Consider the following 24,539-nt stretch of genomic DNA (forward strand, 5'->3'; position numbering starts at 1 on the left):
AAGTTTCGGGAGTTTAATCTATGGTAGTCTATTAGCAGTGAGTGTTTAATAGAGGAACGGATTCATTAAAGACAGAAATTCGAAAGGGGCCTGTGTTCGTGAAAAAGAGATGGTTAGCGCCGATTTTTATTTCATTCATGCTTGTATCCGGAGTAAGTGTCAGCCAGCCTGCCACTGCAGAAGCCGCAACAGTGAACGACTTGGTTGCGACGGCGAAAAAATATATCGGAGTTCCGTATAAATACGGCGGAACGACGACAAGCGGTTTCGATTGTTCCGGATTTACGCAATTTGTTTTTTCCAAATTGGGCATTTCGTTGAAACGCACTTCCGCCGAACAATATACACAAGGGACGGCGGTTTCCAAAAGCAATTTAAAAGTTGGGGATCTCGTGTTCTTCAATACATCCGGCAAAGGTGTTTCCCATGTCGGCATCTATCTGGGGAACAACCAGTTCATTTCTTCTACGACATCTTCAGGCGTTCGGATCGACAACATCAATGATCCATACTACTGGGGTTCCCGCTACGTAGGGGCAAGACGCGTAGCAAACTTTACAAACGAACAGGCGAAGCAGGTGCAAGAAACGGCCAAAAAAGCGCAGGAAGAAGTTAAGTCTTCAACGGTTGACCTCAGCATCTACGCTTCCCGCGGCGAAGTGGCCCTTCGATTGGCAAGCGAATTGAACTTGGATACATCCGATAAAAATTCTCCATTTACGGATGTGAAATCTGATTCAAAATATGCCGGCGCCGTAACAGCATTAAATAAATTGCAAATCTTTACAGGCGACGGCAGCGGAAAATTCAATCCAAATTCGCCAATCACGCGTGCCCAAATGGCGAAAGTGTTAGTGCTATCCTTTGATTTGAAAATGAAAGGATCGGCTAAGACTTTCAAAGATGTTCCAAAATCACACTGGGCATATGAATATATTCAAATTTTGGCATCGAACGGAATCACCATTGGCCGACCAGACGGAACATTCGGCGTAAATGATTATACAACTTTTACTCATTTGGATACTTTCATCGAACGGATTCGTACAAATGTCAAATAAGTTGAACGGGAAAAGGGAGAGGCGACAAAAGCCTCTCCCTTTTTTATCCGAGATTATTACTATAAGTCGCAACCGTTTCTAAGGAAAAAGTAGGAGAAACAGGTAGAAAAGACGGATGTTTGCAAATATTTCTTTTGATAGAATGAAATTGTGCTTTTTATTTCCAAGAAAGGAGGGGAACCCACTGTTTAAGAAGAAGCCGTTTTTCATTTTATTTGCGGTTGTTTTTTGTTTTTCTTATGTACTGAATGTACATAGTGCCAGCGCGAAAGCGACCTTTGTGGACGTCCCGGCAACCCACGAAGCTTATGAAGAAATCCAGTACTTGGTAGGGTTGGGAGCCATAAAAGGTTATGAAGAGAAGGGCGGAAGATATTATAAGCCGAATAATCCCGTCACAAGGGGGCAAGCGGCCAAAATTGTCGTGGTCTCAAAGGGATTGAGCCCTCTGAAAGTGTCCAAGTCTTCCTTCAAGGATGTAAAAGTGGGCACTGAACTTTCCGGATATGTGGAAAGAGCGGTGAGCGCAGGGTATTTTGAGGCTTATAATAGTAAAGGAGAATTTGCTCCGAATGTCAATTTAACCCGCCAAGAGATGGCAAAAATCTTGTCGAATGCCTTCCAATTGGATGTCAACAAGTACGCGAACCTATCCGTGCCTTTCACGGACATCACCAAAAGCCATCCTTACTATAAGTACATTGCCGCCATTTACTACAATGGCATCACGCAAGGCAGTCCTTCGGGCAACAGCCGGGTGTTTAAGCCGGGAACATCTGTAACCCGCGGACAATTTGCACTGTTTATCGCCCGCGCCAAAGAGAGCCGTTTCCGCTTGCCTTTGCCGGTGCAAGGGGTGCAAGCGCCAAATGAAAAAGATGCCATTGGGTGGGTCAAATCCACTGTCGATGGCCTGAATGTGCGCACTTCCAAAGATACCTCTTCCAATGCCAACCGCATCGGCCAAATCAATAAGGGAACCATCCTGCCTTTATTCGAAATTCATACCGGCTGGTATAAAGTGATGTATAAAGGACAATTCGCCTATATTTCCAGCAGCTATTCGCAAATTGTCGACGATACCGGACAACCGCTCGGAAGCGTACAAAAGAAAGTGATTGCGACCAAAGCGGTCAATGTCTACAAAACGGCCAATACAAGCTCAAAAGTAATCGGCACCTATAATGCCAACGATCAGATACCGGTATATAAAACCGTCGGCAATTGGTATTTGACGGAAAAAGGCGGGGTTCCGGGATATGTCCAAATTTCGGCGACAAAAGAGCAGACGACGTCCACACCGCCTGCAACCGCCAAAACGATCGGCCGCGTGACAACGAACGGGTTAAATCTCCGGGAACAGGCAAGCGCTTCTTCCAAATCCCTCGGAACCCTCAATAAAGGGGATATTGTAACCGTTCATTCGATCAGCGGTTTCTGGGCGAATGTGACGACATCAAACGGCAAGAAAGGCTATGTGCATAAATCTTATTTGAAATTATTAAACCAGGCCGGAAGCCCTGTAAAAGACCGCATCATCGTCATTGACGCGGGCCACGGCGGAAAAGACCCCGGCGCTTCCAGCAACGGGGCGGTGGAAAAAGAAATCACGCTGAAAGTCGCGAACGTGGTGAAAAATAAATTGCAGGCGGACGGCGCGAAAGTCATCATGACGAGAACGGGCGATACGTATCCGACATTGGAAGACCGGGTGCAAATCGCGCTGAACAATTATGCGGAAATCTTTGTCAGCATTCACGTCAACTCGGCAACGACTACGAGCGCCTCTGGTACGGAAACGTACTATAGTATCGAAGGCAATGTGAATGTTGAGGAAGATCAGCTGTTGGCCAAATGCATCAACAGTCAAATAGTGAAAAATGCGAACATGAAAGACCGCGGAATCAAACAGGCGGATTTTTATGTGATTCGAAGCATGATCCTGCCTTCCGTGTTGGTGGAATTAGGCTTTATTACAAATCCTGAAGACCGCTCGAAATTGACAAGCAGCCAATACATCAACATTTTCGGCGATTCCATTTATAAAGGGATTGTCGAGTACTATCAAAAATAAAAAGGATTGGCGCTTCGCCATACGAAAAAGGATAGATCGGAAGGGACATGCCTTGCCGGTCTATCCTTTTCAAGTTACAGAAAATCAATCTTTCATTGGCGCGAATGGATTTAAATGGAGGTTGCGGCCAATTCATTTTTGGAAGGTCCGTGATTGGACGACTCATCAGAAATTAAGCAATAATTGAATGGTTCGCATTACTTTTGCTTCTTCTTTTGGTGATAACGGATCTGGAAACTCTTCAACAGGAACTTCCCCGTTTTCTTTCCGGTAGAATTCAATTTCCCGCTTCAGACTTAAAATATAACATATATGTGATATTTATGAGCAACAATTAAATCAGCGTAATTTGCCTTTTTTCGGGAGGCACGAGCACCTTTCTGTTTTTCACATCATACAATCCGTGCGGCGTGAGGCGGATAAACGGCAGATGGGTCGCGGAGAAGAACGACAGCGTGAAGGCCGGGTCTTCATGGCGGAAGCCGCGCTCTTTCAGCAGCCGGATCATCTTTTTCTCAAGGGGAATCAATGCCTCCATTTCCAAATCGGACATTCTTCCGATTAACGGCAGAGGGATTTCGTGGATAATTTGCCCGTCTTCCGCCAGAACGATGCCGCCGCCGATTTCTTTCATCCGCTCAAAGGCAAGCCGCATGTCTTGTTTGTTTTTCCCGATGAGCAGAAGATCTTCCGGACCGGAATAGGAGCTTGCCAATCCGCCGAGATTCTCCGCGAATCCTTTGACGACCGTATTGATTCGCCATGATCCGTCCTTTGCCACCATCATCAGGAAGCATTCGTCGTGATCGGGCGGCAACCCGTCGCAATCGAGATCCAGATCCGTTTCATAAGGTTTTGTTATGACGTTGTTGATCAAATGGATGCCCAACGGATTGGCAAAATGGAAATCCTCTCCGGTCAAAGACCATTTCAAAGAGAGAGGGGAAAAGCGGTACGCCGCCCAATCAATGCGGGATGCATCATGCAGCGCTCCGCCATTCCGCTTCACCCATTTTCCTTTTGCCAGGACGCTTTCCGGAGCTGGGTTTTTCGGGTCGCCCAGAATATTGATATTGGCGATCCGGCCCGTCGCGATGGAGCCGTGCAGGTGCTCCAAATTGTAATAGTTCGCGATATTATAGCTGGCCATTTGATAGGCGTCGATGACAGGGACGCCGTGGTTGATCAGCTTTTTGATCAGGGCATCGGTCATGCCGTTTTCATAGAAGTAAGGATGGGAGCCGTCCGTTGTGACAAAAAAGCGGTCAAACTTTTGGACGCCGAGCTCCAGCAACTCTTTGATCAAAATGTCCAGGTCGGGACGGATGGATGAATCTCTCAATGAAACATTATAGCCCTGCTTCAGCCGGGCAAGGGCTTCCCGGCCGGTCATCGCTTCATGGTCGCAATCGGCGCCGAGCAATTTTAATTTAGCGAGCGTTCGCTCGGACGCCCCGGGGAAATGCCCTTCGATTCTTTTATTGAGCCGTTTCGCCTCCTAGATCCAGGACAGGAGGTGGTCGTCCCCTTCGAGCAGTTTCGGCCAGGCCGTAAGCTCGCCGCCCTGCACCACCGATTCGTGCCGGAGCCATTGGAGGATATCTGTTGTATGGAAGATTTCCCCGTGGTTGGACAGTTCCGTCTGCGGGTCGAAACGGCACCACCAGTACATGTTGTAAGGCGTTTTGTCCAATTCCTCCAACAAGTCAAACGCTTTTTCGGGATTCAAAAGCACAAATAGAACCAGGTTGTCGTTGATGAGGGTTGTCGTTGATGAGGGTTGTCGTTCCGAACTGCGCGGCGTATTTGGCAAAGGCCAGAGGATTGTATTCTTGGTATGGATGGGCGTGGGGCTCAATATAGCCCGGTACGAGGTATTTCCCTTCGCAGTCGATGATTTCCGTTTCCCGAACATTTGCCGGCAAATCGTCCCCGACATAAACGATGCGATCCCCGTCTATCCAGATATTCGCCGTGTCCCATCGGCTCAAATGTGAAGCCGACAGACAAAGTGGCGGGGGCCGTCACGGCTTTGAACAAATTAAAAGTCTTCGAAGGAAATGAATCTGGAAAATTCAATCCGAATTCGCCGATTACCCGCGCCCAGATGGCGAAAGTGCTTGTGGCGGCCTTCGATCTGAAACCGACGGGCAGCCAGCCGGTCCGATTCAGCGATGTCGATCCGGACCATTGGGCGGCCGGCTACATCTCCATATTGGCGCAGAACGGCATCACCGTCGGAAAGGGAAACGGACAATACGGGCCGAACGATTATGTCACGATCAAGCAGCTGGAAACGTTCTTAAGCCGCGCGATGAGCAAGTAGCGCAGGGATAACACTGCCACCTTCCTTCCAAACGAAACATTGGCGGAATTTCTCATCCGGTCGGCATCATATAAGGAGCTGCTGCCATTACTTTTCCATCCTTTGCTTTATGAATGGCATGAGCAAAAACCACAAAAACCAATCTAAATCACTTCACTCAACCAATCTCGGAATCTGCGCGGAAACCATGCGCCTCATCATTCGATTCCACTTTTGCATTGCCTGGGGGAATCTTCGGTTGGATGCCCCTCAGGCAATGTTTTATTTTTGAAGAAAATTTTTCCGCATCACAATCGTAAACATCATCCGATAAAAAAATGAATCGGGAATGAGTTTTCCTAACATTTGGCATTTGCTTTACAACAAGATTAAGTTTCGATGATGGGAGGGTTACAAATCGGAAAAAGCCTTCAATTGCCGCAAAAAAAATGTTATTTATGGAAATGGCCGAATATGAAATCGATTGGAAGGGAGATATAAAAAGAAAATGTTTTTGAAAAAATGGATCATTATACTGGGGCTTTTGCTTTTGGCGTCCTTTTGCGGGTTTCCGTCGAAAGCGCTTGCAGGCCAAGTATTCGATGATGTGCCGCCCACCCATGAAGCTTATGAATACATCAATTATTTAGAAAGCATGGGAGTGATCAAAGGGTATACGGAAAATGGACGGCGCATTTTCAGATTGGCTGATCCCGTGACGCGCGGACAGGCTGCCAAAATGGTCGTCATCGGAGCGGGGTATGAGCCCCTGAAAGTGTCCCGTTCTTCGTTTGTGGATGTCGATCCCGCAAAGGATCCGGAGTTGTCCGGTTATGTGGAAAGGGCGGCAAGCCTCGGCCTTTTTGACAATATAACGGATAACCGCTTTAAACCGTACACCAATCTTACCCGCGGGGAAATGAGCAAAGTCATTGCCAAAGCGTTCAAATTGGATATTGAGCAATATGCGTCCCACCCTTCGCCGTTTTGCGATATACCGGCGGATCATCCATATTTTAAATACATTAATGCCCTCTATTACAACGGGATTGCCCAAGGCAGCAACGGAAAGTTCAATCCGGACAGCCATTTGACAAGAACCCAATTCGCCCTGTTAGTGGCGCGGACCATGAACAGCCAGTTCCGTTTGGATGTAAAACCGGTCAATCAGAATGCATGCGTTCCCGAAAAGACGGATACAATCGGACGGGCCACAGTGAACAATCTGCATGTCCGGAGCGCCGCGAGCGGCTCGGCGCCTACAATCGGCAAATTGAACCGGGGAGATCAGGTATATGTCATTTCCATAAATGGCTGGTGGGCGAAAATCAACTACAAAGGATCCGTCGGCTATACCCATAAATCATATTTGAAACTGCTGAACCAAAGCGGATCTAAAGTAAAGAACCGGATTATCGTTCTTGATCCCGGCCATGGAGGAACCGATCCGGGCGCAACGAAAGGAAGCTACCAGGAAAAACAAATTGCTCTTGCGGTCGCGAATGTGGTCAAACAAAAACTGGAGAAAGATGGGGCGACTGTGTATATGACCCGCACGGGAGATACATATCCCTCATTGCAGGACAGGGTGGATTTCGCCCACGAGCATTATGCGGAGGTTTTCGTGAGCATTCATGCGAATTCTTCGACAAGTTCCAGCGCCAAAGGAACGGAAACCTATTACAGTATTACCGCGAATGACAATGAATTGGAAGATTATGCGCTGGCAACGAGCATCAACAACGAGATTGTGAAACAGGCCAAAATGGTGAATCGCGGTGTGAAACGGGCGGACTTTTATGTCATCCGCCATTCCGTGTTCCCGTCCGTATTGGTGGAGTTGGGGTTCATCTCCAATGGCGAGGACCTTTCCAAATTGATCGACAGCAATTATCAGCAGATTTTTGGGAACGCGATTTACCAAGGAATCGTGAATTACTACAGCAAATAATGAAAACCCTGCATCGGACAATCCGATGCAGGGTTTTTTACCGCAGTTCATATTGCTTATAGAATTTGTTTTCCAAGGCGAACAGTGCCAAGATGATGAAGAAGATCAATGTATAGATTTTCAATTCCCAAATGTTATAGTAGGCTCCCGATGCGCAAGTAGACAGCCAAAGGGCCGCCATGAATGCGCCGAATTTCGTATCTCTCCGCTTCCAGAATAAGGCGAGCATTCCGAGAAGATAGAGGGAGAATGCGATGACCCCCAATATTCCGGTTTCTGCGATGATCTGGATGTATTGGTTATCCGAATAGATTTTGTTTTTATAATAAATGGATAAATCGATGCCGTATTTTTCATAAATCGGAGAACCGTAAGATATAGTGGCGGCTCCGCCGAATGTTCCAAAACCTGAACCGGTGATCGGATAATCGGAGAAAATTTCAAAACCTTTTTTGATATAGAAAATCCGTCCTGTGGATTGCATTCGGTTGACGTTTTTTTCCTGGAACAATTGGCCGAAACGTTCGGATAAGTCTACGACACTGGCATCCGGAGCTTCCACGCCCAAGTTTTTCACCAACATAACCCCGCTGTTGACCGGATAGAATACCAATATTAGTCCGGCAATTGCGCCAAGCACCAATTGCTTGATAAGCCGATAGTTTTTCGTCATGATGATGTACACGATCGCGAGAATTGTGGCAGAAATCAATGTTCCGCGGGAATATGTCAGGAAGAATATTCCGAAGAATAACACGTAACTGATATTGAGGAAAATTTTATATTGTTTCGTATTGGCTGTATCATAAACATGCTTTAAATAGAATATACCTATAATGCAGAACATTAATATTAATGCCAAAGAGTTGGGATTGCCGGGCAGACTGTAGATCCGCGCGAAATTTTCCTCGGAAAGCGGCATGTATTTCCATGTGGTTGGAAGCAATAATTGACGGATTGATAATTTTTCCACTAATCCGTGCAAGGACAGCAGCCAGCCAAGCCCGACCCCCGTCCATGCAAGTTTGACGGGCCAGTTTTCCGGAAGTTTTGTACGGGATAAGAAATAATAGATCAAATACATAATGATGAAAGTGCGGATTTGGAAAATGATTGCCCCAAGACTTACACCATTTATGTATCCCACGATGGATCCGAGCAGCAAAAAGACGAAAAAGGCCCATTCGAAAAACTTGAATTTCAATAATCCTTTGAGATCAAACTTGCTGGCGATGATCAGTTTGACGAGGAGCACAACCGTGATGATATCGCCGATCAACTTGAGGCCGGGATTGATTTCTGTCAGGAAAGGCCTGATTGCCACGTATACGGCCAAATATACAATGCTATCAAAAGGTTTGAGAAAGGCATAGACCGCGAATACGGCAGCCGTTAGGACCAACGCGATTTTGGAAGGCAAAGCAAGGGACAGAAAAGTGAATAATACGAGTATTAACAATGGAAGATATTCTTTTGAAAATACCGTATCCTTTGTTCGCTGCATAAATAAATTCCTTTCGACATAGTATTTCATTCTATCAATTTTCTATCAGACACCTATTATAACATGTGCTTTTTAATTTTCCATTACGATAATGTTAAGTTGCTGTATAAGAAGATTCATTATTCTTTTCGGACATTATCTTTATTTTTTCAGCTCTTCTTCATTCCATACAATCCAATTGTTTGCAAATCCGGTTCAAGATTCCGTCAGCACAATCCGTTGTAATGCCTGAACTTTCCGTCCAACCACCCACCGTGCATTATACCAATAATTCGACAAAAAAACAGCTGCCAGAAGAAATTCTTTTCTGGCAACTGTTTTTTCTTTTATTTGGTTGTATTCAAAATTTTCACGTAATCTTTTGACACGTAAGCTTTTTTGTAATCTTTGCTGTCGGGAACGATTTCGTACCAGCCATTCACATTTTCATTTGTAATCAATACCGGTATATTGGAGCGGTTATATTTGTAAATGGCCGTATAGCTTGTGCCGGGCCCTGTGCGGACATTCAAGCCGGATGTCGTCGTGAGGCCGACTTTATATGCTTTGTTTGCATCTTTGAATCCCATGGATTTGTCCGCGCGGTAATAATGGCCGGCAGCCTTTGAGCCCCAATAAGGGTCGGATGCGTATTTCACATTGAAGCCGATGGTTTTTGTCCCATACACGGTACCGTAACCGAATGATGCGTTGGCCGGGATATATTTTTTCCACCAGAATTGATCCATCAATTCACGGATGCTGGCTTCAGGTGACGCAAATTTCATTTTCAACGGATTGGTGTCATAGACATATAAGCCGAAGAGGTTGTTATAGTTTTGCGCATAATCGCTCATGCCGAAATCGCTTTCATGCATCGCGAGCGCCAGAATCATCATCGCATTGACACCGTATTCCGCTTCGATGGCCTTCAGTTTGCTTCCGAGGCCAATCAGTTTGCTTTTCTTTGTCGCGTCTTTGTAGCGGCCGCCCTGTTTTTCCCGTTCTTTTAGGATATACTGGATGTAATTTTCAAGCTGCTGGGCCGTATATTGCGTTTTTGTATGAACAGGGAGGAATTGATAGTAGTTATAGTAAGTAAACTTTTCGGAACCGGAGAAGAAGTTGATGCCGTCCCAGCTGTAATATTTCTTGCCGGCTTTCATTTGGCTCGGCGCTTTTCCGAAAATATAGCTTCCTTTCGCATTTCCCGTCAGCTGGTCCACCAAGACGTGCTTGATTTCTCCTTCGCCTGTTCTTTCATAATAATTTCGGCCCTTTGCCAAATCAAAAGGAACCAACCGCACGCTGTTTTGGTCCACATATCCTTCATGGCCGCCGAAGTTTACTTTGATGCGTTTTCCTTCCGCTTTAATAAATTGCATTTCCGAACCCGCGGCTACGCTGATGTTGTCGTTAACCATCGTGGATTCCAGCACCGCGTAGGCTTTGGTTACCGCAAAACCGGTGCCGGGCGCCATATAGATGATGTCGCCGTCTTTGACAATCACGTCTTTGTTTGACGAAACACTTTTCAATACATCTTCATATGTATAAGAGGTTTTTTTGGTTGCACCAAGTGTTCCGTTTTGGAGGATCTGCTTGAGCTCATAAATTCCGAAATTGATGGCTTCCTGGTCTCCGATGGATTCCATCAGCCTGATGACGAATGTTGCCGCCTGGGCCACAGTCGTGTGGTTCAGCGGATAGAAATAGACGCCATCCGGCATTGTCGAACCTTTGATGATTCCTTTTTGCACACCGACTGCCACCGCTGTTTGGTAGTCTTTGTAAATTTGGTTCTTATCCTTGAAATTCAATGGGGCAGTTGTGTTTGTCGGAACTTTTAAATGGTTCAATGTGCGGTAAATCATGACGGCCATATGTTGGCGCAAAATCGGGTCGTTCGGTTTGAATGTGCCGTCCGGATACCCTGTAATGATTCCCGCGGCGGCGGCGTTTTGAATGTCCTGATAATATTTGTTATTTGTCGGCACATCTTTGAAATTGGTTTTTTTGGATGCATTCGGCAAACCGATCGCTTTTGATAGAAAAGCCGCAAATTGGCCGCGCGTAACTTTCGCGCTTGGGTTGTAGTTTCCCTTGGAGTCGGGAGTCAGGGCCCCTTTCATGATCAGATAGCGCAGCCCCCGCTCATGATAGTTGCCGGTCACATCGTCTGCCGCTTCCGCCTTGTGGGTAAAGCAGAACGAGAACACCAGGAAAAAACAGGCAGCCAATCCTAAAAATCTTTTCATGGATTCCCTCCTTTCATAACTTCAATACTATCAAAATTTTACTAATTTATTAAGGGGTTATTGAATTTAAATGAAATAGATTCTTAAGAGGCGATTTGATTTGAATGAAATAGAAATATTGTGAAAAAAGCGGCGAAAATTGTAGCATTTTCGATTCCTCGCAAGGGTTTTCTTTGGGAGGATCCGGGGGAGGAAGAGCTGAAAAAAGGCCCATTTATTGTTAAAAACTTGGTCCTTGCCTTTTATATGGAGGAGAGTTTTTATATGATATAATTGATTGGTCATAATTAAAGATTAAAGGATGTAGATACATGAAGATCGGAATCGTGGGGAATTACGGGAATGATAATAACGGGGACGAGGCAATCCTCTTCAGCATCATCCTGCAGCTGGAGCGGACGTTCAATATTTCCCGTGAGGACATCTCAGTATTCAGCAACAATCCCGGACAAACGAGCGCGAGATATGGGGTTCATAGCTATCCGTTATACTATAAATCCAACAATATCTATAGAACCTTCTATCATACATTTCAAAAGAATAAAAAACGTGTTGCCCGGCTGGATTTGCTCATCATCGGCGGCGGCGGCATCCTCATGGACTTCTACCGGCGCGAAGCCCATCTGTACGGCAGCTATGCCATGATGGCCAAGCTTTCAAAGGTGCCGTTTATTATTTATGGTTGCGGTGCCGGCCCCATCAATACGGTCATCGGACGGTTTTTGATCCGGCGCATGTGCAGGCATGCTTCCAATGTATCGGTAAGGGATCCGGAATCCAAGAAGCTGTTGAACGACATAGGGGTCAAGAAGGAAATCCATGTGATTGGCGATCCGGCTTTGGCTTTATGTCAACCGAGGGAAGAATATAATGAGTCGCCAAAGGAAGTCGCCGTATCCTGTGTTCCGATGTACAACAAGAACTATTGGCCCTACGGGGACGTCGATAAATACGAAGAATACGTATCGGGGATGGCAAGGAATTTGGATCGGCTGATTGAAAAGGAAGATGTCAACATCACCTTTTTTGCCACGAAATATCCCCAAGATGTCTGCGTGACAAAAGATATCCAAGAGAAAATGAGGCACCGGAAGCGGACGAAGATTATCGATGAAAACTTGCAACCTCAGAAATTACTGGAATTTGAAAGCCGGTTTGACACGATCATCGGAACCCGGCTGCATTCGCTGATTGTCGCCACATGCTCGGCGACGCCAATCGTCGGCATCGCGTATCACCCGAAAGTGGCCAATTTTATGAAACTGATCGGCGTTGAAGACCGGTGCCTTACGATTGGGGATATCCAGGAGGATGAAATGGCATTGGCCCGCACTTTCAGCCACCTTCGGAAAAATTGGAAAGACATTGTTCATGATACAAAAAGCATCGCTCAAAAGGTTTGTGAAGAAGCAACAAACAAAGGAAGAGAATTGTTGATGAAGGCAGTGGAGGAAAATGGAAAAAGTATTCGTGATTAGCAACATGTATCCTTCAAAGGAACATCCATCATTCGGAATTTTTGTCAAAAATCAAGTGGAAGCACTGCGCAGCAAAAATATCGACGTAATTGTGGCAGCGAATGCCGATCCAAGGACGGGCAAGAAAAATACCATTTTGAAATACGGCAAATGGGCCAACGAAGTCTTGAAAAAAGCATGGAAATACCGGAAATCCATTTCCGTTTCCCATGCGCACTACGTATTCCCATCGGGCGTTTTTTCATTGCTCATGAAGAAAATGTTCCATATTCCATATGTAGTGACGGCCCATGGGGGCGATATCGAGCGGATGGCGAAGAAAAACAACATCATCCGCAATTGGACGGAGAAAATTTTGCAGGAGAGCAGCCATGTCATTGCGGTCGGTCCGGTGCTTGCCGAACAAATTGAAAAGGAATACCGCATTCCGCGGGAGCGGATTCTGGTTTGCAGCATGGGGGTCGATTGCAAGCGATTCAGACCCGGGGACAAGATGCGGGCAAGACGGGAACTGCAGCTTGATGAACATGCCTTTATTTATTTGTTTGTCGGAAATGTCATCCGGCAAAAAGGGGTGGAAGAGCTGCTCCTTGCGTTCCAGCAAGTGAAAAAGCAGTCCGATCAGGACGTGAAGCTTGTCATTATCGGTTCCCAGCGGGATGTGAATTTCGTCGACAGTCTGAAACCGTTGGTGGACGAAGATGTGATCATGCGCGGACCTATGGAGCAAAGCGAATTGGTGAAATGGTATCAGGCATGCGATGTGTTCGTATTGCCTTCCCATTTGGAAGGATTCGGGCTGGTTGCGCTGGAAGCCATCGCGGCCGGCAAGCCCGTCATCGCATCCGATGTGGGCGGGTTGACGTATTTGTTGCGGGACGGAGCCGGCCATTTGGTGGAACCGAAAAATCCGAACGCTCTGGCGGGAGAAATGATGAAAGCGCTGACGACCCCAAAAGAACAATATATGAATCAGGAAGCCCGCGAAAAGGTGCTGCACCTTCACGATGCGGAGGAAATTACAAAACGCGTGATCAGGCTGTATGAATCCGCGGCGGACGGGGGGCGGTCTGATGAATAAATTTTTAAAAGTCGTCGGAGCGGTGGCGATCATCAATATCGCCGCCCGGATTTTCGGATTTTTGCGGGAAATGGTCGTCGGCTACCAGTACGGATTTTCGTATGCGGCAGACAGCATCTTCATGGCCTATATGGTGCCGAACTTTTTATATTTGGTCGTCGGCGGCGCGTTTGCGACGGCGGTCATTTCGATTTATAGCAGAAGAACGACCGATAAAGCGGAGTTTGTAAAACAGTCGTTTACCATTGTTTTGTCAACCGCCATGCTGATGACGGCAATCATGCTTTTATTCACCGATCCGATTGTGAACAAGTTATTTGAGAACGATGAAAATGTTAACCCGTCAGCGATTCAATTGACGAAACATTTGTTTTATTGGATGATGCCTTCATCGATTTTCTTGATTCTCGCATCCTACTACAGCAGCTTATTAAACATCCATAATAAGTTTCATTTATCCAGCGTTTCGATTTTAATCTACAATATCGCGTTTTTGGCGATTGCGGTCGCCCTTTCGTTTGTCTTCGGACCGATTGCTTACGGAATCAGCGCGATGGCCAGCGCCGCCATCATGATCTATTTCCTTGTCGACGGCTACCGCAAGCTGGGTTCGCATCCCGTCGGCCTTTCTTTTAAGCGGAATGCGGCCACGAAGGATTTATGGATCATGGTGCTGCCAATCATGATTGGCGGCGGAACGGTTCAAATCTATGCGGTGTTGCAGCGGATTTTCGCGCAGTATTTGGGATTCGGGGAAAGCGCGATTTCCGTCGTAAACTATGCATCGAGATTGACCCAATTTCCGCAGACCATTTTAATTACGGCGGTGTCGACGGTCATTTATCCGATTTTGAGCAGGAAAGAAGCGGAAAATGATGTCGAATCCATAACAAGCTTATACAGCAGGGGATTGCGCTACTTGCTGATGCTGATGGTGCCCGTTTCCCTCTTTTCGTTTTTTTATGCGGAAAACATTATCCAGGTGATCTTTGAGTATGGAAACTTTACGGCAGAAGGCACAAAATTGACCGCGCCGGTATTGAAAATCTTCGTTTTGTCGATGTTTTTCCTTGCGGCCAATTCCTACATCACCCGCTTTTATTATGCGAAAGGGGATTCTTACGCGCCGGTCATTTTCAGCATTATCAATGTTTTTATTATCAATATTGCCGTTATGTACTTGCTTGCCGATTCCGCCGGAGTTTCCTCCATTGCCTGGGGAACTTTGATCAGCTCCGGCTGCAACACGTTGTTATTGATGGTTTACGCCCATTTCAAATACGGGTTGAAAGTCGGCAAAGGCCAAAAATTGCTGGATTCGGCCAAGCTTTTCATTTCCATCATCCTGATCGGGGTCATTACTTATTTGGCGAATCAATATCTGGTTTTCGGATACAAGTGGATCACATTTGGCGCTGGCGCCGCCGTCTTCGGCGCAAGTACGATCGGCCTGTACTTATTGTTCGGAATAAAAGAGGCGGAAGAATATTTTAAACGGATAAAAACAAAAGTAGTTGGAAATAAGTAATATAGTACGATAATCGTCTCCCTCTCCAAAAAGAAATAAGCGGAAAGAAAAAATCACCCAATTGGACCTAATTGGGTGATTTTTTTTATCGGAAATGGGCTCTGTCAATTTGATTCAATAATACCCCTATTAAATTAATAGATATTGTAATATTTTTCTGTAAAAATAAAAATATATCAAAAAAATACTATTGGAATAATGGAGGATTGGCCGGCAATGCCGATATAAAAAAAGAGCCCAGAGTAGTAAATGAAAAAAATCAAATTGACGGGCGACTAATATATAAATCAAAAATATTAAATTTATGCAATGAGCAACAAGAAATTATTCCGTATGTGTAAAACTTTTCACCTAATAACTTCTTTTTCCTTTTTTCCGAATTATTTACTGTAAAAAAATCTATTTTATACAGTTCAGCCTACTTTTTTGAGAGAAATTTGTATTATTATGATAATCTCCTTTAGTTCAAACAATTTTTACTATATAATGAAAATACTTTGACAGGATGACTAAGGAATGGAGGGAAGCATATTGCCTAGAGGTAGAAGAGTCAATTCCAGCGGCGAAAAAAGCAAGAAGCTGCTGTTGGATATCGCCACTGAATTATTTTCAAAATATGGATACCATAAGACGAAAATCAGCGACATCGTGAAGGCTGCGAATTTAACACAACCTACATTTTATCTGTATTTTGAGAATAAAGAATCGCTTTATCGGGATTTAATCTTGCAATTTAAAAACAGCTTTTTGGAAAATCTCGACCGTTTGAAAGAGGAAGCGAAAGGCGGCAATTTGATTGATCTTTTACATAGACATTTAACCGTCCTTTTTCAATACTTTGCAAGCAACCCCTATTTGACGAAAATCGGTTTTTATCAGGCGGAAGAATCGGAAGAATTGAAAGCCAAGTTTTCAAAAGTGCTCGAAGAATTGTTGGCGGAGCGGATCGAATTTTCGGAGCATGATCCCCGCATTTTTGCCCACAGCCTTGTCGGCGCCATTGAACGTGTCACATTGATGTTATTGTTTACAAAAGAAAAAGAGCCTGAGCAGCTGGCTTCCGAAATCATCAACGTGTATTTCCCCAAAACCGCCGTCTGCAAATCATGATTTTAGCAAGTTAATACTATTCATATGGTGAAAAGATTAATATATCGGTCCGGTGAAAAAAGTACGGGAAGAACTTGCATGGATTTTTCTAAATAAAAAGAGTCATTATTTATTTTCTTCTAAAATGTTCAGAAGAAATAAATATGACTCTATTTTTTATTATTGATTTTTCACCGTGACGCGCATATAGGCCCCCTTTTCCAATGGACGGTTTTGTCGGTCCTTCAATGTCGGATGGATGATCAGCATGTACTCGCTTCCCGGATTTAATGGACGCTTTGGCGTGACGAACAATTGGTTGCCGTTCTTCGACAAGGCGACGTCCACTTTTTTGCCTCCCAACGCCACCAATTCGACGTCATTTTCATTGAGTGTTCCGGGCGGGCGGTTCAACGTGATTTTAAAGGTATTGTTCGTCGGAACGCCCGTTAAAGCCCGCATTTCCCTGTAGGCGACGAGCTGTTCGGCGATGGCATCGTAATGGGCCTGATAGATTGGATTGGAACCGGTTTGGATATCCGGCGTGACCCCCGAAGCGCGGATCATTGTCCCTTTTGGTCCGAAGAATTCGCCGATCGTCAATTTTAAATAGCTGCCATCGGATAATGGGTAGAACCCCTGCATTGTGCTTTTTCCGAAGGTGTTTTCTCCATAGATTACTGCCGCGTCATAGTCTTTTGCGGCGGCGGCTGTCATTTCGGAGGCGCTCGCGCTATACCGGTTGACAAGGATTTTGGTGGATCGGTCGAATATCGGCTGCACCGTGTCGGGCAAGTTTACAAGAAGCGTACCGTCGGGATGGAGCTGGTATTTGGATTTTTCGGGGCCGTAGTGCAAATAGTATTCCGTATTGGCTTCGCTGTATTTTACCCGATAGGCGTGTTTTGCATCCCGGAATAAAGCGATCACTTCTTCCGCGGATTGGACGTAGCCGCCCCCGTTATTTTGCAGATCCAGAATGAAGGAGGAAGCCCCCAGCCTTTTCAATTTTTCATATTGTTTTCTGATCAGATCAGCCGCATCCGCTGAAAAGGACTGAAGCTGTATGTAACCGATATTGCCGTAAAGGAGGCGGCCTGTCGCGTTCGGCAAATAAAACGGTTTGCGGGTCAACGTTTTGACAAGGGTTGTACCATTGGCTTTCAAAATTTCGAGAGTGACCATGGTATTTTCATCGCCCAACAATAATGCATGTCCCTCTTCAAGGGATTTTCCTCTGAGCGGGACCGAATCCACTTTGGTGATGATGTCCCCCGCTTCCAGCCCCTGTTCAAAGGCGCTTCCGTGTTCAAATACGTTGGTAACCAATAAGCCTTGATCATGCTGCTCGATGACGACCCCAATCCCGATTTGCTTCATGTCCAGAAGGTTAAAGTAGTAATTAAACGTTTCGGCGCTGTAATAGTTGGAATACGGATCCAGCATGTTCATGACTTCCTCGATGCTCGCTGCCTGATCGGGATTTCCTCTGATTTCTCCGATATATTCGGTTTTGATGATGTCTTTAATTTCCTGCAAAATGGCGGCAGCCTCTGCTCGATGCGGAATGAATAATAAAAATAATAGCAGGGAAACGAAAGGAAGCGCTTTTTTCATCAGATACACCTCTTCTTTCTGAAATGGATAATTATTGGCAAGATGGGAAGATAGTAGCATTGATTGTTTTTATGAAATTGCCGGTTTTATGTTCCGAAAGGTGAAGGGGAATGTCTGTGGGGAAACAGGATTTGCCCTTCACAACAGCGAGCGGATCTGCAAAGTGCTTTCAACGTCGTCAACGGAGAAAAGGAAGGGAATGGAAGAATATGTACAGAAATGCCTAAGAAGATTTTCATCTTTGTACAACATATGTACAAGTCAGCCGGATTAAAACGAAAAAAACCGTCCCCCGATAAAATAATCAATCCTTTATTTTCCCGGAAAATTCGGTTCATTGCGGAGAAGTCCGCCATCTGCCGGAAATAGCGCGGGAAGACGATATGGGGGACATTATTTGCCCAAGGGGTTGGTTCGAAAACAGAAAGCGGGAAAGCCAAAGAGGAATCTTCAGTGCCCAAGAAGCCGGCTCAAATGCCCAAGAGCGGAGCCTATCTGGCCAAGGGAAAATCCTAATTGCCTAAGTTGGGATCGTATCCGCCCAAGAGCTTGGCGTAGGAGCCCAAGATTGGCCTCTAACCGCCCAAGGGAAAACTACAAGCGCCCGAGTTGGAACCGTATCTGCCCAAGAGCTTGGCATAGGAGCCCAAGATTGGCTCCTAACCGCCCAAGGGAAAACAGCAAGCGCCCAAGTTGGAACCGTATCTGCCCAAGAGAAAGGCATAGGAGCCCAAGATTGGCCCCTAACCGCCCAAGGGAAAACAGCAAGCGCCCAAGTTGGAACCGTATCTGCCCAAGAGAGAGGCATATTTGCCCAAGTTGGAACCCCAACTGCCCAAAAGGAGAATGGAAGTACCCAAGGAGGAATCCTATACGCCCAAGAGGAAAGTGTAAGTGCCCAAGAGGGAATCTATCTGTCCTTGTTCCTGTTTGCACAAAAAGGGCTCAACGGAAAAGAAAACTTTTCCGTTGAGCCCATTCATTTTAATCGGCAGTTTTTTTCGCCGGTTTTATCAGCAATTGAATGATCCATCCGATCGCCAGTGCGGCAAGGGCGGGGATGACCCAACCCAGGCTCTGTTCCGCAAGCGGAAGGGAGCTTACTATCTTTTGATACCAGCCGATTTCCAATCCCGCCTGTTTCAATCCATCGTACAGGCTGACGAAAGCGGTGGCGATTAATGGGAAGACATAAACAATCGGTTCCCGGTTCCACGCTTTATCGAACATGATCATAAACATCAGGACGATGGCAATGGGATAAATGATTAATAAAACCGGCAATGTGATGCTGATTAATTTCGCCAATCCGAAATTGGAAATGATGAAAGAGAATACCGTAAAAACCGCGACCAACATTTTATAAGAAAGTTTCGGGAATAATTTCGCGAAATACGTAGCGTTTGCCGTAATCAAACCTACGGAAGTCGTGATGCAGGCAAGAATGATAATGAGCGACAGGATGATGCTGCCCGCGCTGCCGTACAATGCATTAGCCGCGGCCGAGATGACGCTTCCGCCCTCTTCAAAATACCCGATTGCCGCCGGGCTGGAGGCGCCGATCCAGGATAGAGAAATGTAGACGAAAGCAAGTCCGAGCGCCGCGACAATTCCCGCGAAAATCGTGATGGTCACTTGTTTTGCGCGATTCATGATGCCTTTTGCCTGGATGGACTGCAACACGACGATGCCGAACACCAGGGAAGCGAGCATGTCCATTGTCAAGTAGCCTTCCACGAATCCTCTAGAAAAGGCATTTGAAATGTAATCCCCTTGTGCTTCCTGAACGGAACCCATCGGTGTAATGATGCTTTTTACCGCGAGCAGTACGATGACAATCAGCAATGCAGGTGTCAATATTTTCCCGATGCGGTCCACCAGTTTTGTTGGATTTAATGCCAAATATAAGCTGATGGCAAAAAAGACAAAAGAACTGATAAATAAAGGAACCCAGCTTTCCACCGCTTCTTTCGACAAGAATGGGGCAATCCCGATTTCATATGTAACCGCTCCTGTACGGGGAATCGCAAATAGCGGTCCGATGGATAAATACACGATGGATGTAAAAATTACTCCGAACAACGGGTGAATGCGGCTTGCGATTTGCTGGAAGTCCCCGCCGTTTTTCGCCACTGCAACAATGCCGGTAAGCGGCAGGCCCACACCCGTAATCAGGAATCCGAGCATGGCGGGAACAATGTGTTCACCCGCCTGTTGTCCTAACAGGGGAGGAAAAATTATATTACCGGCTCCTAAAAACAGAGCGAACAACATAAACCCGACCGCTATATTGTCCTTCACAAAACTTCCCAAATTTTTCATGATGACTGTTCTCCTTCAGTGTTTTTAAAATAGAGAAAAATTTCAAAAAAAATTAATAATTCGAACGCCAACATTGTCGAATTCTATCATATATTGTCGCAAAAAACAAATAATTTTTTTAGATTTATAAATAGGAACGTCATCACCAATTGGAAGGTTTTATAGTTCCCGGAAATTTTGCGCTCCGGCAGTGGTATTTTCTCCGGATGAAAACAATTTATACCGGACGCTTGTCCATTCGCCAAAATAAAACTCCGCACAGATCAAGAATGGTTTCTGTGCGGAGTTTCCGTTTATTGGACAGGATTTGCCTTTTGTCCTTCATTTCGGAGGGTTTTCATCAACGATACCGATTCTTCCAAAATTTGACGCCGAAGCCTTTGTAAATTTTTTGCGAATAATTTAATTCCTTCTTGCTGATAGACTTGCATCGGATCTTCTCCCTGGTAGCTGCGCAGCCCGATTCCTTCCTTCAGATATGTCATTTGGGTCAGGTGATTGGTCCACATGTCATCGATCAATCTCAGGATGACGGGCTGGGAGATGTTCAGGAATTCTTCATCCCGTTCAAAGGATTGGATCCAGTTTTGCAATTGTAAACGTCCGGATTCCACCTGGTCAAAAATTTGTTTTGTTTTTGACGCTGAGCGATCAAGCGCGATGTTTTCCAGGAAGAAAGCGTTTAAGGTGTGTTCGATTTCGTCAAATCTCCATTCAGCGCGGTCCATTTCATCGGCGCAATGTTCGCGCACCGCGAATTCGATTGTATCAGAAAGCATTTTGAGCAATGCGCCGACAAGGGATTCTTTTTGCAGCACCCGATCCCTTAGAGCATAGATGAGGTTTCGATGCTCATTGATGACGTTGTCCAGCTGCAGGTTATATTGGCGGATGGTGAATTGCAGGCCTTCGACGATTTGTTGGGTGCGGCCGACCAGTTCCCGCACCTCTTTGTTCAGAATTTGCCGTTTCTCGTCGGTCACCATTTTTTTCATAAATTTTTCCACGTCTTCTGCCGCAAAGCGCTGCAGCATCTCGTCCTCGAGCGAGAGAATGAACCGGGATTCCCCGGGGTCGCCTTGGCGTCCGGAACGGCCCCGAAGTTGAAGATCGATCCGGCGGCTTTCATGTTTTTCGGTGCCGATGACGTACAGTCCGCCCAATTCCGCCACACCTTCGCCCAGCTTGATGTCCGTCCCCCGGCCGGCCATATTGGTGGCAACCGTAACTTGCCCTTTTTGGCCGGCCCGGGCAATCAGTTCCGCTTCCTGCTCGGCGTTTTTGGCGTTCAGCAATTGATAGCCGATGTGGTGTTTATCAAGATATTTTGCCAATTCTTCGGATTGCAGAATGGAAGTTGTGCCGATCAGGACGGGCTGCCCCTTTGTTTGGCATCTTTTCGCTTCCTGGGCGACATATTCGTATTTTGCCTCCCGCGTTTCGAAAACGATGTCCGGATGGTCGATCCGGATGACCGGTCGGTTGGTCGGGATTTGGACAACGCGCATGTTGTACACTTCCAGGAATTCCTTTTCCTGTGTTTTCGCGGTGCCGGTCATTCCGGAAAGGATGGGGTACATGCGGAAATAGTTTTGGATGGTGATATGGGCCTGTACTTTGTTTTCGTCGGTGAGCGGCATCCCTTCTTTCGCTTCGATGGCCTGGTGCAATCCGTCAGACAAGGCCCGTCCTTCCAGGATGCGGCCCGTAAACATATCGATGAGCTTGATTTGCCCATCTTTCACAATGTAGTCGACGTCCCGTTGAAACATGACTTTGGCGCGGACCGCCTGGATGACATAGTGGAACAAGACTTGATTTTCCACGTCGTATAAATTATCGATGCCGAATGCCGCTTCCGTTTTGTCGATTCCTTGCTCGGTCAAAGAGGCCGCCTTTGTTTCCGGATCATATTCGTAATCTTTGTCCTTTTGAAAGGTTTTGACAAGCGCCGCAGCCGTCCGGATCAGTTCTTCCCGGGGAGGTGTTTTGCCGGCTATGATGAGCGGCGTTTTCGCTTCGTCGATCAGTACGGAATCCACTTCGTCAATGATGGCGAAGTGATAAGGGCGTTGCACTTTATCTTCCAATTGGTAAACCATGTTGTCGCGCAGGTAGTCAAAACCGAATTCGGTGCCGATGCCGTATGTAATATCCGCCTGATAAGCTTTTTTCTTCTGCCCGGTATCCATGGAAGGCAAATTCAATCCGACGGTTAATCCTAAAAATTGGTGAATTTGCCCGATTAATTCGAAGTCCCGTTTTGCCAGGTAGTCGTTAACCGTAATGACGTGCACGCCTTTTCCTTCCAAGGCCCTGACATAGGACGGAAGGGAAGCGACCAGGGTTTTCCCTTCGCCGGTCGCCATTTCGGCAATGTTTCCTTCCGCCAGCACGAGGCCGCCGATTAATTGCACATCGTAATGGCGCATGCCGATTACCCGCCGTGAAGCTTCCCTTACGACCGCGAAGGCGTCAGGGATGATGCTTGACAGCGGCGCGCCATTTGCCAGAAGTTCTTTAAAGCGGCCCGTCATCTTTCGAAGTTCATCATCCGGCATGGATGAGTATTTATTTTCAAGTTGATTGATTTTTTCCACGATTTGATAATATTGCCTTAATTCGCGTTTGCCCGTTTTTTCTTTGTGTTTGAAGATGGAGAACATAGATTTGACGCTCCTCTGGACAGTCTCATGAAAGTTATGGATATCTATGTAATTCTATCAAACTTTAAAAGGTATGACTACTTCGATAACGGGGAAAATAAATTTGAAGACAATTGCCCGAAAAACGGTAATTTTCCGCGAAAAGCGAAGTTTTATTTTCGATGCGGAATTAATGTATTTTTCATTACATTTGATAGCAAAGACTATGTTTTCCAATTGATTCGTGCTATAATAACATGGGTTTAGATGTATGCAGAATTTTTTGGGTTTGGATGGTACAGACGTATGCAAAATTTTTAAGGAGGATAGACATGGTTTACGTGTCTTTGGCAGCGGCGCTGATTGCGTCCATCGTACTGACTCCGCTTGTCCGGCGCCTGGCTTTCAAAATAGGTGCAGTGGACGCGCCAAATTACCGGAAAGTGCATCAGAAAATAATGCCACGTTTAGGTGGTTTAGCAATATTTATTTCATTTTTGATAGGACTAGCAATCCTCAGACCTGAAAGACCTTCATATGAAAGTGCCCTGATGCCTTTGTCCATCGTGTTGGGCGCCTTGGTGATCGTGATCACCGGCATTTTGGACGACAAATATCAAATCAGTGCCAAGAAAAAGATGCTTGGCCAAATTATTGCCGCTTTGATCGTGATTTTTGTGGGCGGCGTGCAAATTGATTTCATCAACTTGCCTTTTGACAATGGCATAATGACGTTCGGATTTTTGAGTGTGCCATTTACATTGCTTTGGATTGTCGGAATTACGAATGCGGTAAACTTGATTGACGGTCTTGACGGATTGGCGGCGGGCGTGTCGACGATTGCGTTGATCACCCTTGCAACGATGGCCTTCATCATGGGGAATACGTTCGTTTTGGCCGTTGCCGCAATATTAGCATGCAGTACGATTGGATTTTTATTCTTTAACTTTCATCCCGCAAAAATTTTCATGGGCGATACAGGCGCCTTGTTTTTAGGGTTTATGATTGCGGTGCTTTCGTTGTTAGGTTTCAAAAACTTGACGTTGGTATCGTTCATCATTCCGGTTATTTTATTGGGAGTGCCTATTTCCGATACATTCTTTGCGATTGTGCGCCGCGTGCGCAATAAGCAAAAATGGTCCGACCCGGACAAATCCCATTTGCATCACTGTTTAATGAAAATGGGATTCTCCCATCGCCAAACGGTATTGATCATTTATGGAATTGCCGCGATGTTCGGCGTTGCAGCCATCATCTTCTCCATGGCGAAACTCTGGGGAGCCATTTTATTGATTACGGTGATTTTGATCGCCCTCGAGCTGTTTGTCGAAGTGATCGGACTGGCGGGCAAAAACTACCGTCCGTTGCTTAATCTGGTGAAGATGCTGGTAAGCCGATAGGGCGGATCGATTAAAGCCGTTTGTTTGTATAAAGCGCTATGACGGGACAGAGCTTTGTTTGCGGGAATTTCCTTCGCGGTTGCAAGGGCGGAGGAGATAATTGCGCTACATATGTTTGTTATATGCAGAATGTGGATGGTTTGTGCGTATGGCATTTTGAATTTTATATGAATGAATTGTGAATTACCGCTGCTTCTTTTGAAGCGGCGGTTTTTGTTTTGCGGGAAGGGGTTATGAGTTCACGATT

14 protein-coding genes and 1 pseudogene are annotated in these 24,539 nt (G+C 45.9%); 9 read left to right on the plus strand and 6 right to left on the minus strand.

Features of this window, described 5'->3' with window-relative positions; genetic code table 11:
* Positions 1-98: 98 nt before the first annotated feature.
* Positions 99-1,061: a C40 family peptidase gene (locus NST62_RS02230; protein WP_141601760.1), complete on the plus strand. Its 963-nt coding sequence runs from the start codon at positions 99-101 to the stop codon at positions 1,059-1,061.
* Between the two features lie 280 nt (positions 1,062-1,341).
* A complete protein-coding gene (locus NST62_RS02235) occupies positions 1,342-3,135 on the plus strand; it encodes an N-acetylmuramoyl-L-alanine amidase (protein ID WP_328215472.1) in 1,794 nt (597 codons plus the stop codon).
* A 334-nt stretch (positions 3,136-3,469) separates the two neighbouring features.
* Here NST62_RS02235 and NST62_RS02240 read toward each other — a convergent pair.
* A pseudogene (locus NST62_RS02240) lies at positions 3,470-5,141 on the minus strand (adenine deaminase C-terminal domain-containing protein).
* A gap of 26 nt (positions 5,142-5,167) precedes the next feature.
* On the opposite strand from NST62_RS02240, the gene NST62_RS02245 reads away from it, so the two are divergent.
* The gene (locus NST62_RS02245) at positions 5,168-5,461 is read left to right on the plus strand and encodes an S-layer homology domain-containing protein (RefSeq protein WP_328215474.1); all 294 of its coding nucleotides are present in this window, start codon (positions 5,168-5,170) and stop codon (positions 5,459-5,461) included.
* Between the two features lie 487 nt (positions 5,462-5,948).
* A complete protein-coding gene (locus NST62_RS02250) occupies positions 5,949-7,391 on the plus strand; it encodes an N-acetylmuramoyl-L-alanine amidase (RefSeq protein WP_328215475.1) in 1,443 nt (480 codons plus the stop codon).
* A 37-nt stretch (positions 7,392-7,428) separates the two neighbouring features.
* Here the strand turns inward: NST62_RS02250 and NST62_RS02255 are convergent, their stop codons facing one another.
* Entirely contained in the window at positions 7,429-8,895 is a 1,467-nt protein-coding gene (locus tag NST62_RS02255; protein ID WP_342463100.1) for an O-antigen ligase family protein, read from the minus strand.
* 326 nt (positions 8,896-9,221) lie between these two features.
* On the minus strand, positions 9,222-11,132 hold the full coding sequence (locus NST62_RS02260) for an S-layer homology domain-containing protein (protein WP_141601755.1): 1,911 nt from the start codon (positions 11,130-11,132) through the stop codon (positions 9,222-9,224).
* A gap of 311 nt (positions 11,133-11,443) precedes the next feature.
* Between NST62_RS02260 and NST62_RS02265 the strand changes: the two genes are divergently transcribed.
* The 4 genes from NST62_RS02265 to NST62_RS02280 all read left to right on the plus strand — a co-directional run bounded on the left by NST62_RS02265 (position 11,444) and on the right by NST62_RS02280 (position 16,329).
* Positions 11,444-12,610, plus strand: a complete 1,167-nt coding sequence (locus NST62_RS02265; protein ID WP_342463101.1) for a polysaccharide pyruvyl transferase family protein — start codon at positions 11,444-11,446, stop codon at positions 12,608-12,610.
* Positions 12,588-13,691, plus strand: a complete 1,104-nt coding sequence (locus NST62_RS02270) for a glycosyltransferase (RefSeq protein ID WP_141601753.1) — start codon at positions 12,588-12,590, stop codon at positions 13,689-13,691. Before NST62_RS02265 ends, NST62_RS02270 begins: the two co-directional genes overlap by 23 nt.
* The gene (locus NST62_RS02275; RefSeq protein WP_141601752.1) at positions 13,684-15,219 is read left to right on the plus strand and encodes a lipid II flippase MurJ; all 1,536 of its coding nucleotides are present in this window, start codon (positions 13,684-13,686) and stop codon (positions 15,217-15,219) included. Before NST62_RS02270 ends, NST62_RS02275 begins: the two co-directional genes overlap by 8 nt.
* 531 nt (positions 15,220-15,750) lie before the next feature.
* Positions 15,751-16,329, plus strand: coding sequence for a TetR/AcrR family transcriptional regulator (locus NST62_RS02280; RefSeq protein WP_141601751.1), 579 nt, complete (start codon positions 15,751-15,753; stop codon positions 16,327-16,329).
* A gap of 159 nt (positions 16,330-16,488) precedes the next feature.
* Here the strand turns inward: NST62_RS02280 and NST62_RS02285 are convergent, their stop codons facing one another.
* The 3 genes from NST62_RS02285 to secA2 all read right to left on the minus strand — a co-directional run bounded on the left by NST62_RS02285 (position 16,489) and on the right by secA2 (position 22,913).
* Positions 16,489-17,925: a S41 family peptidase gene (locus NST62_RS02285; protein WP_181733186.1), complete on the minus strand. Its 1,437-nt coding sequence runs from the start codon at positions 17,923-17,925 to the stop codon at positions 16,489-16,491.
* A 984-nt stretch (positions 17,926-18,909) separates the two neighbouring features.
* Entirely contained in the window at positions 18,910-20,247 is a 1,338-nt protein-coding gene (gene brnQ, locus NST62_RS02290; protein WP_328215487.1) for a branched-chain amino acid transport system II carrier protein, read from the minus strand.
* A gap of 293 nt (positions 20,248-20,540) precedes the next feature.
* Positions 20,541-22,913 (minus strand): accessory Sec system translocase SecA2, encoded by a 2,373-nt coding sequence (secA2, locus tag NST62_RS02295; protein WP_342463102.1) that lies wholly within the window; start codon positions 22,911-22,913, stop codon positions 20,541-20,543.
* A 311-nt stretch (positions 22,914-23,224) separates the two neighbouring features.
* Here secA2 and NST62_RS02300 point away from each other — a divergent pair, with 311 nt between their 5' ends.
* On the plus strand, positions 23,225-24,292 hold the full coding sequence (locus NST62_RS02300; protein ID WP_141601747.1) for an MraY family glycosyltransferase: 1,068 nt from the start codon (positions 23,225-23,227) through the stop codon (positions 24,290-24,292).
* The last annotated feature ends 247 nt before the right edge of the window (positions 24,293-24,539 follow it).

It is taken from the genome of Ureibacillus sp. FSL K6-8385 (genome assembly GCF_038593155.1).
Taxonomy (GTDB): domain Bacteria; phylum Bacillota; class Bacilli; order Bacillales_A; family Planococcaceae; genus Ureibacillus; species Ureibacillus terrenus.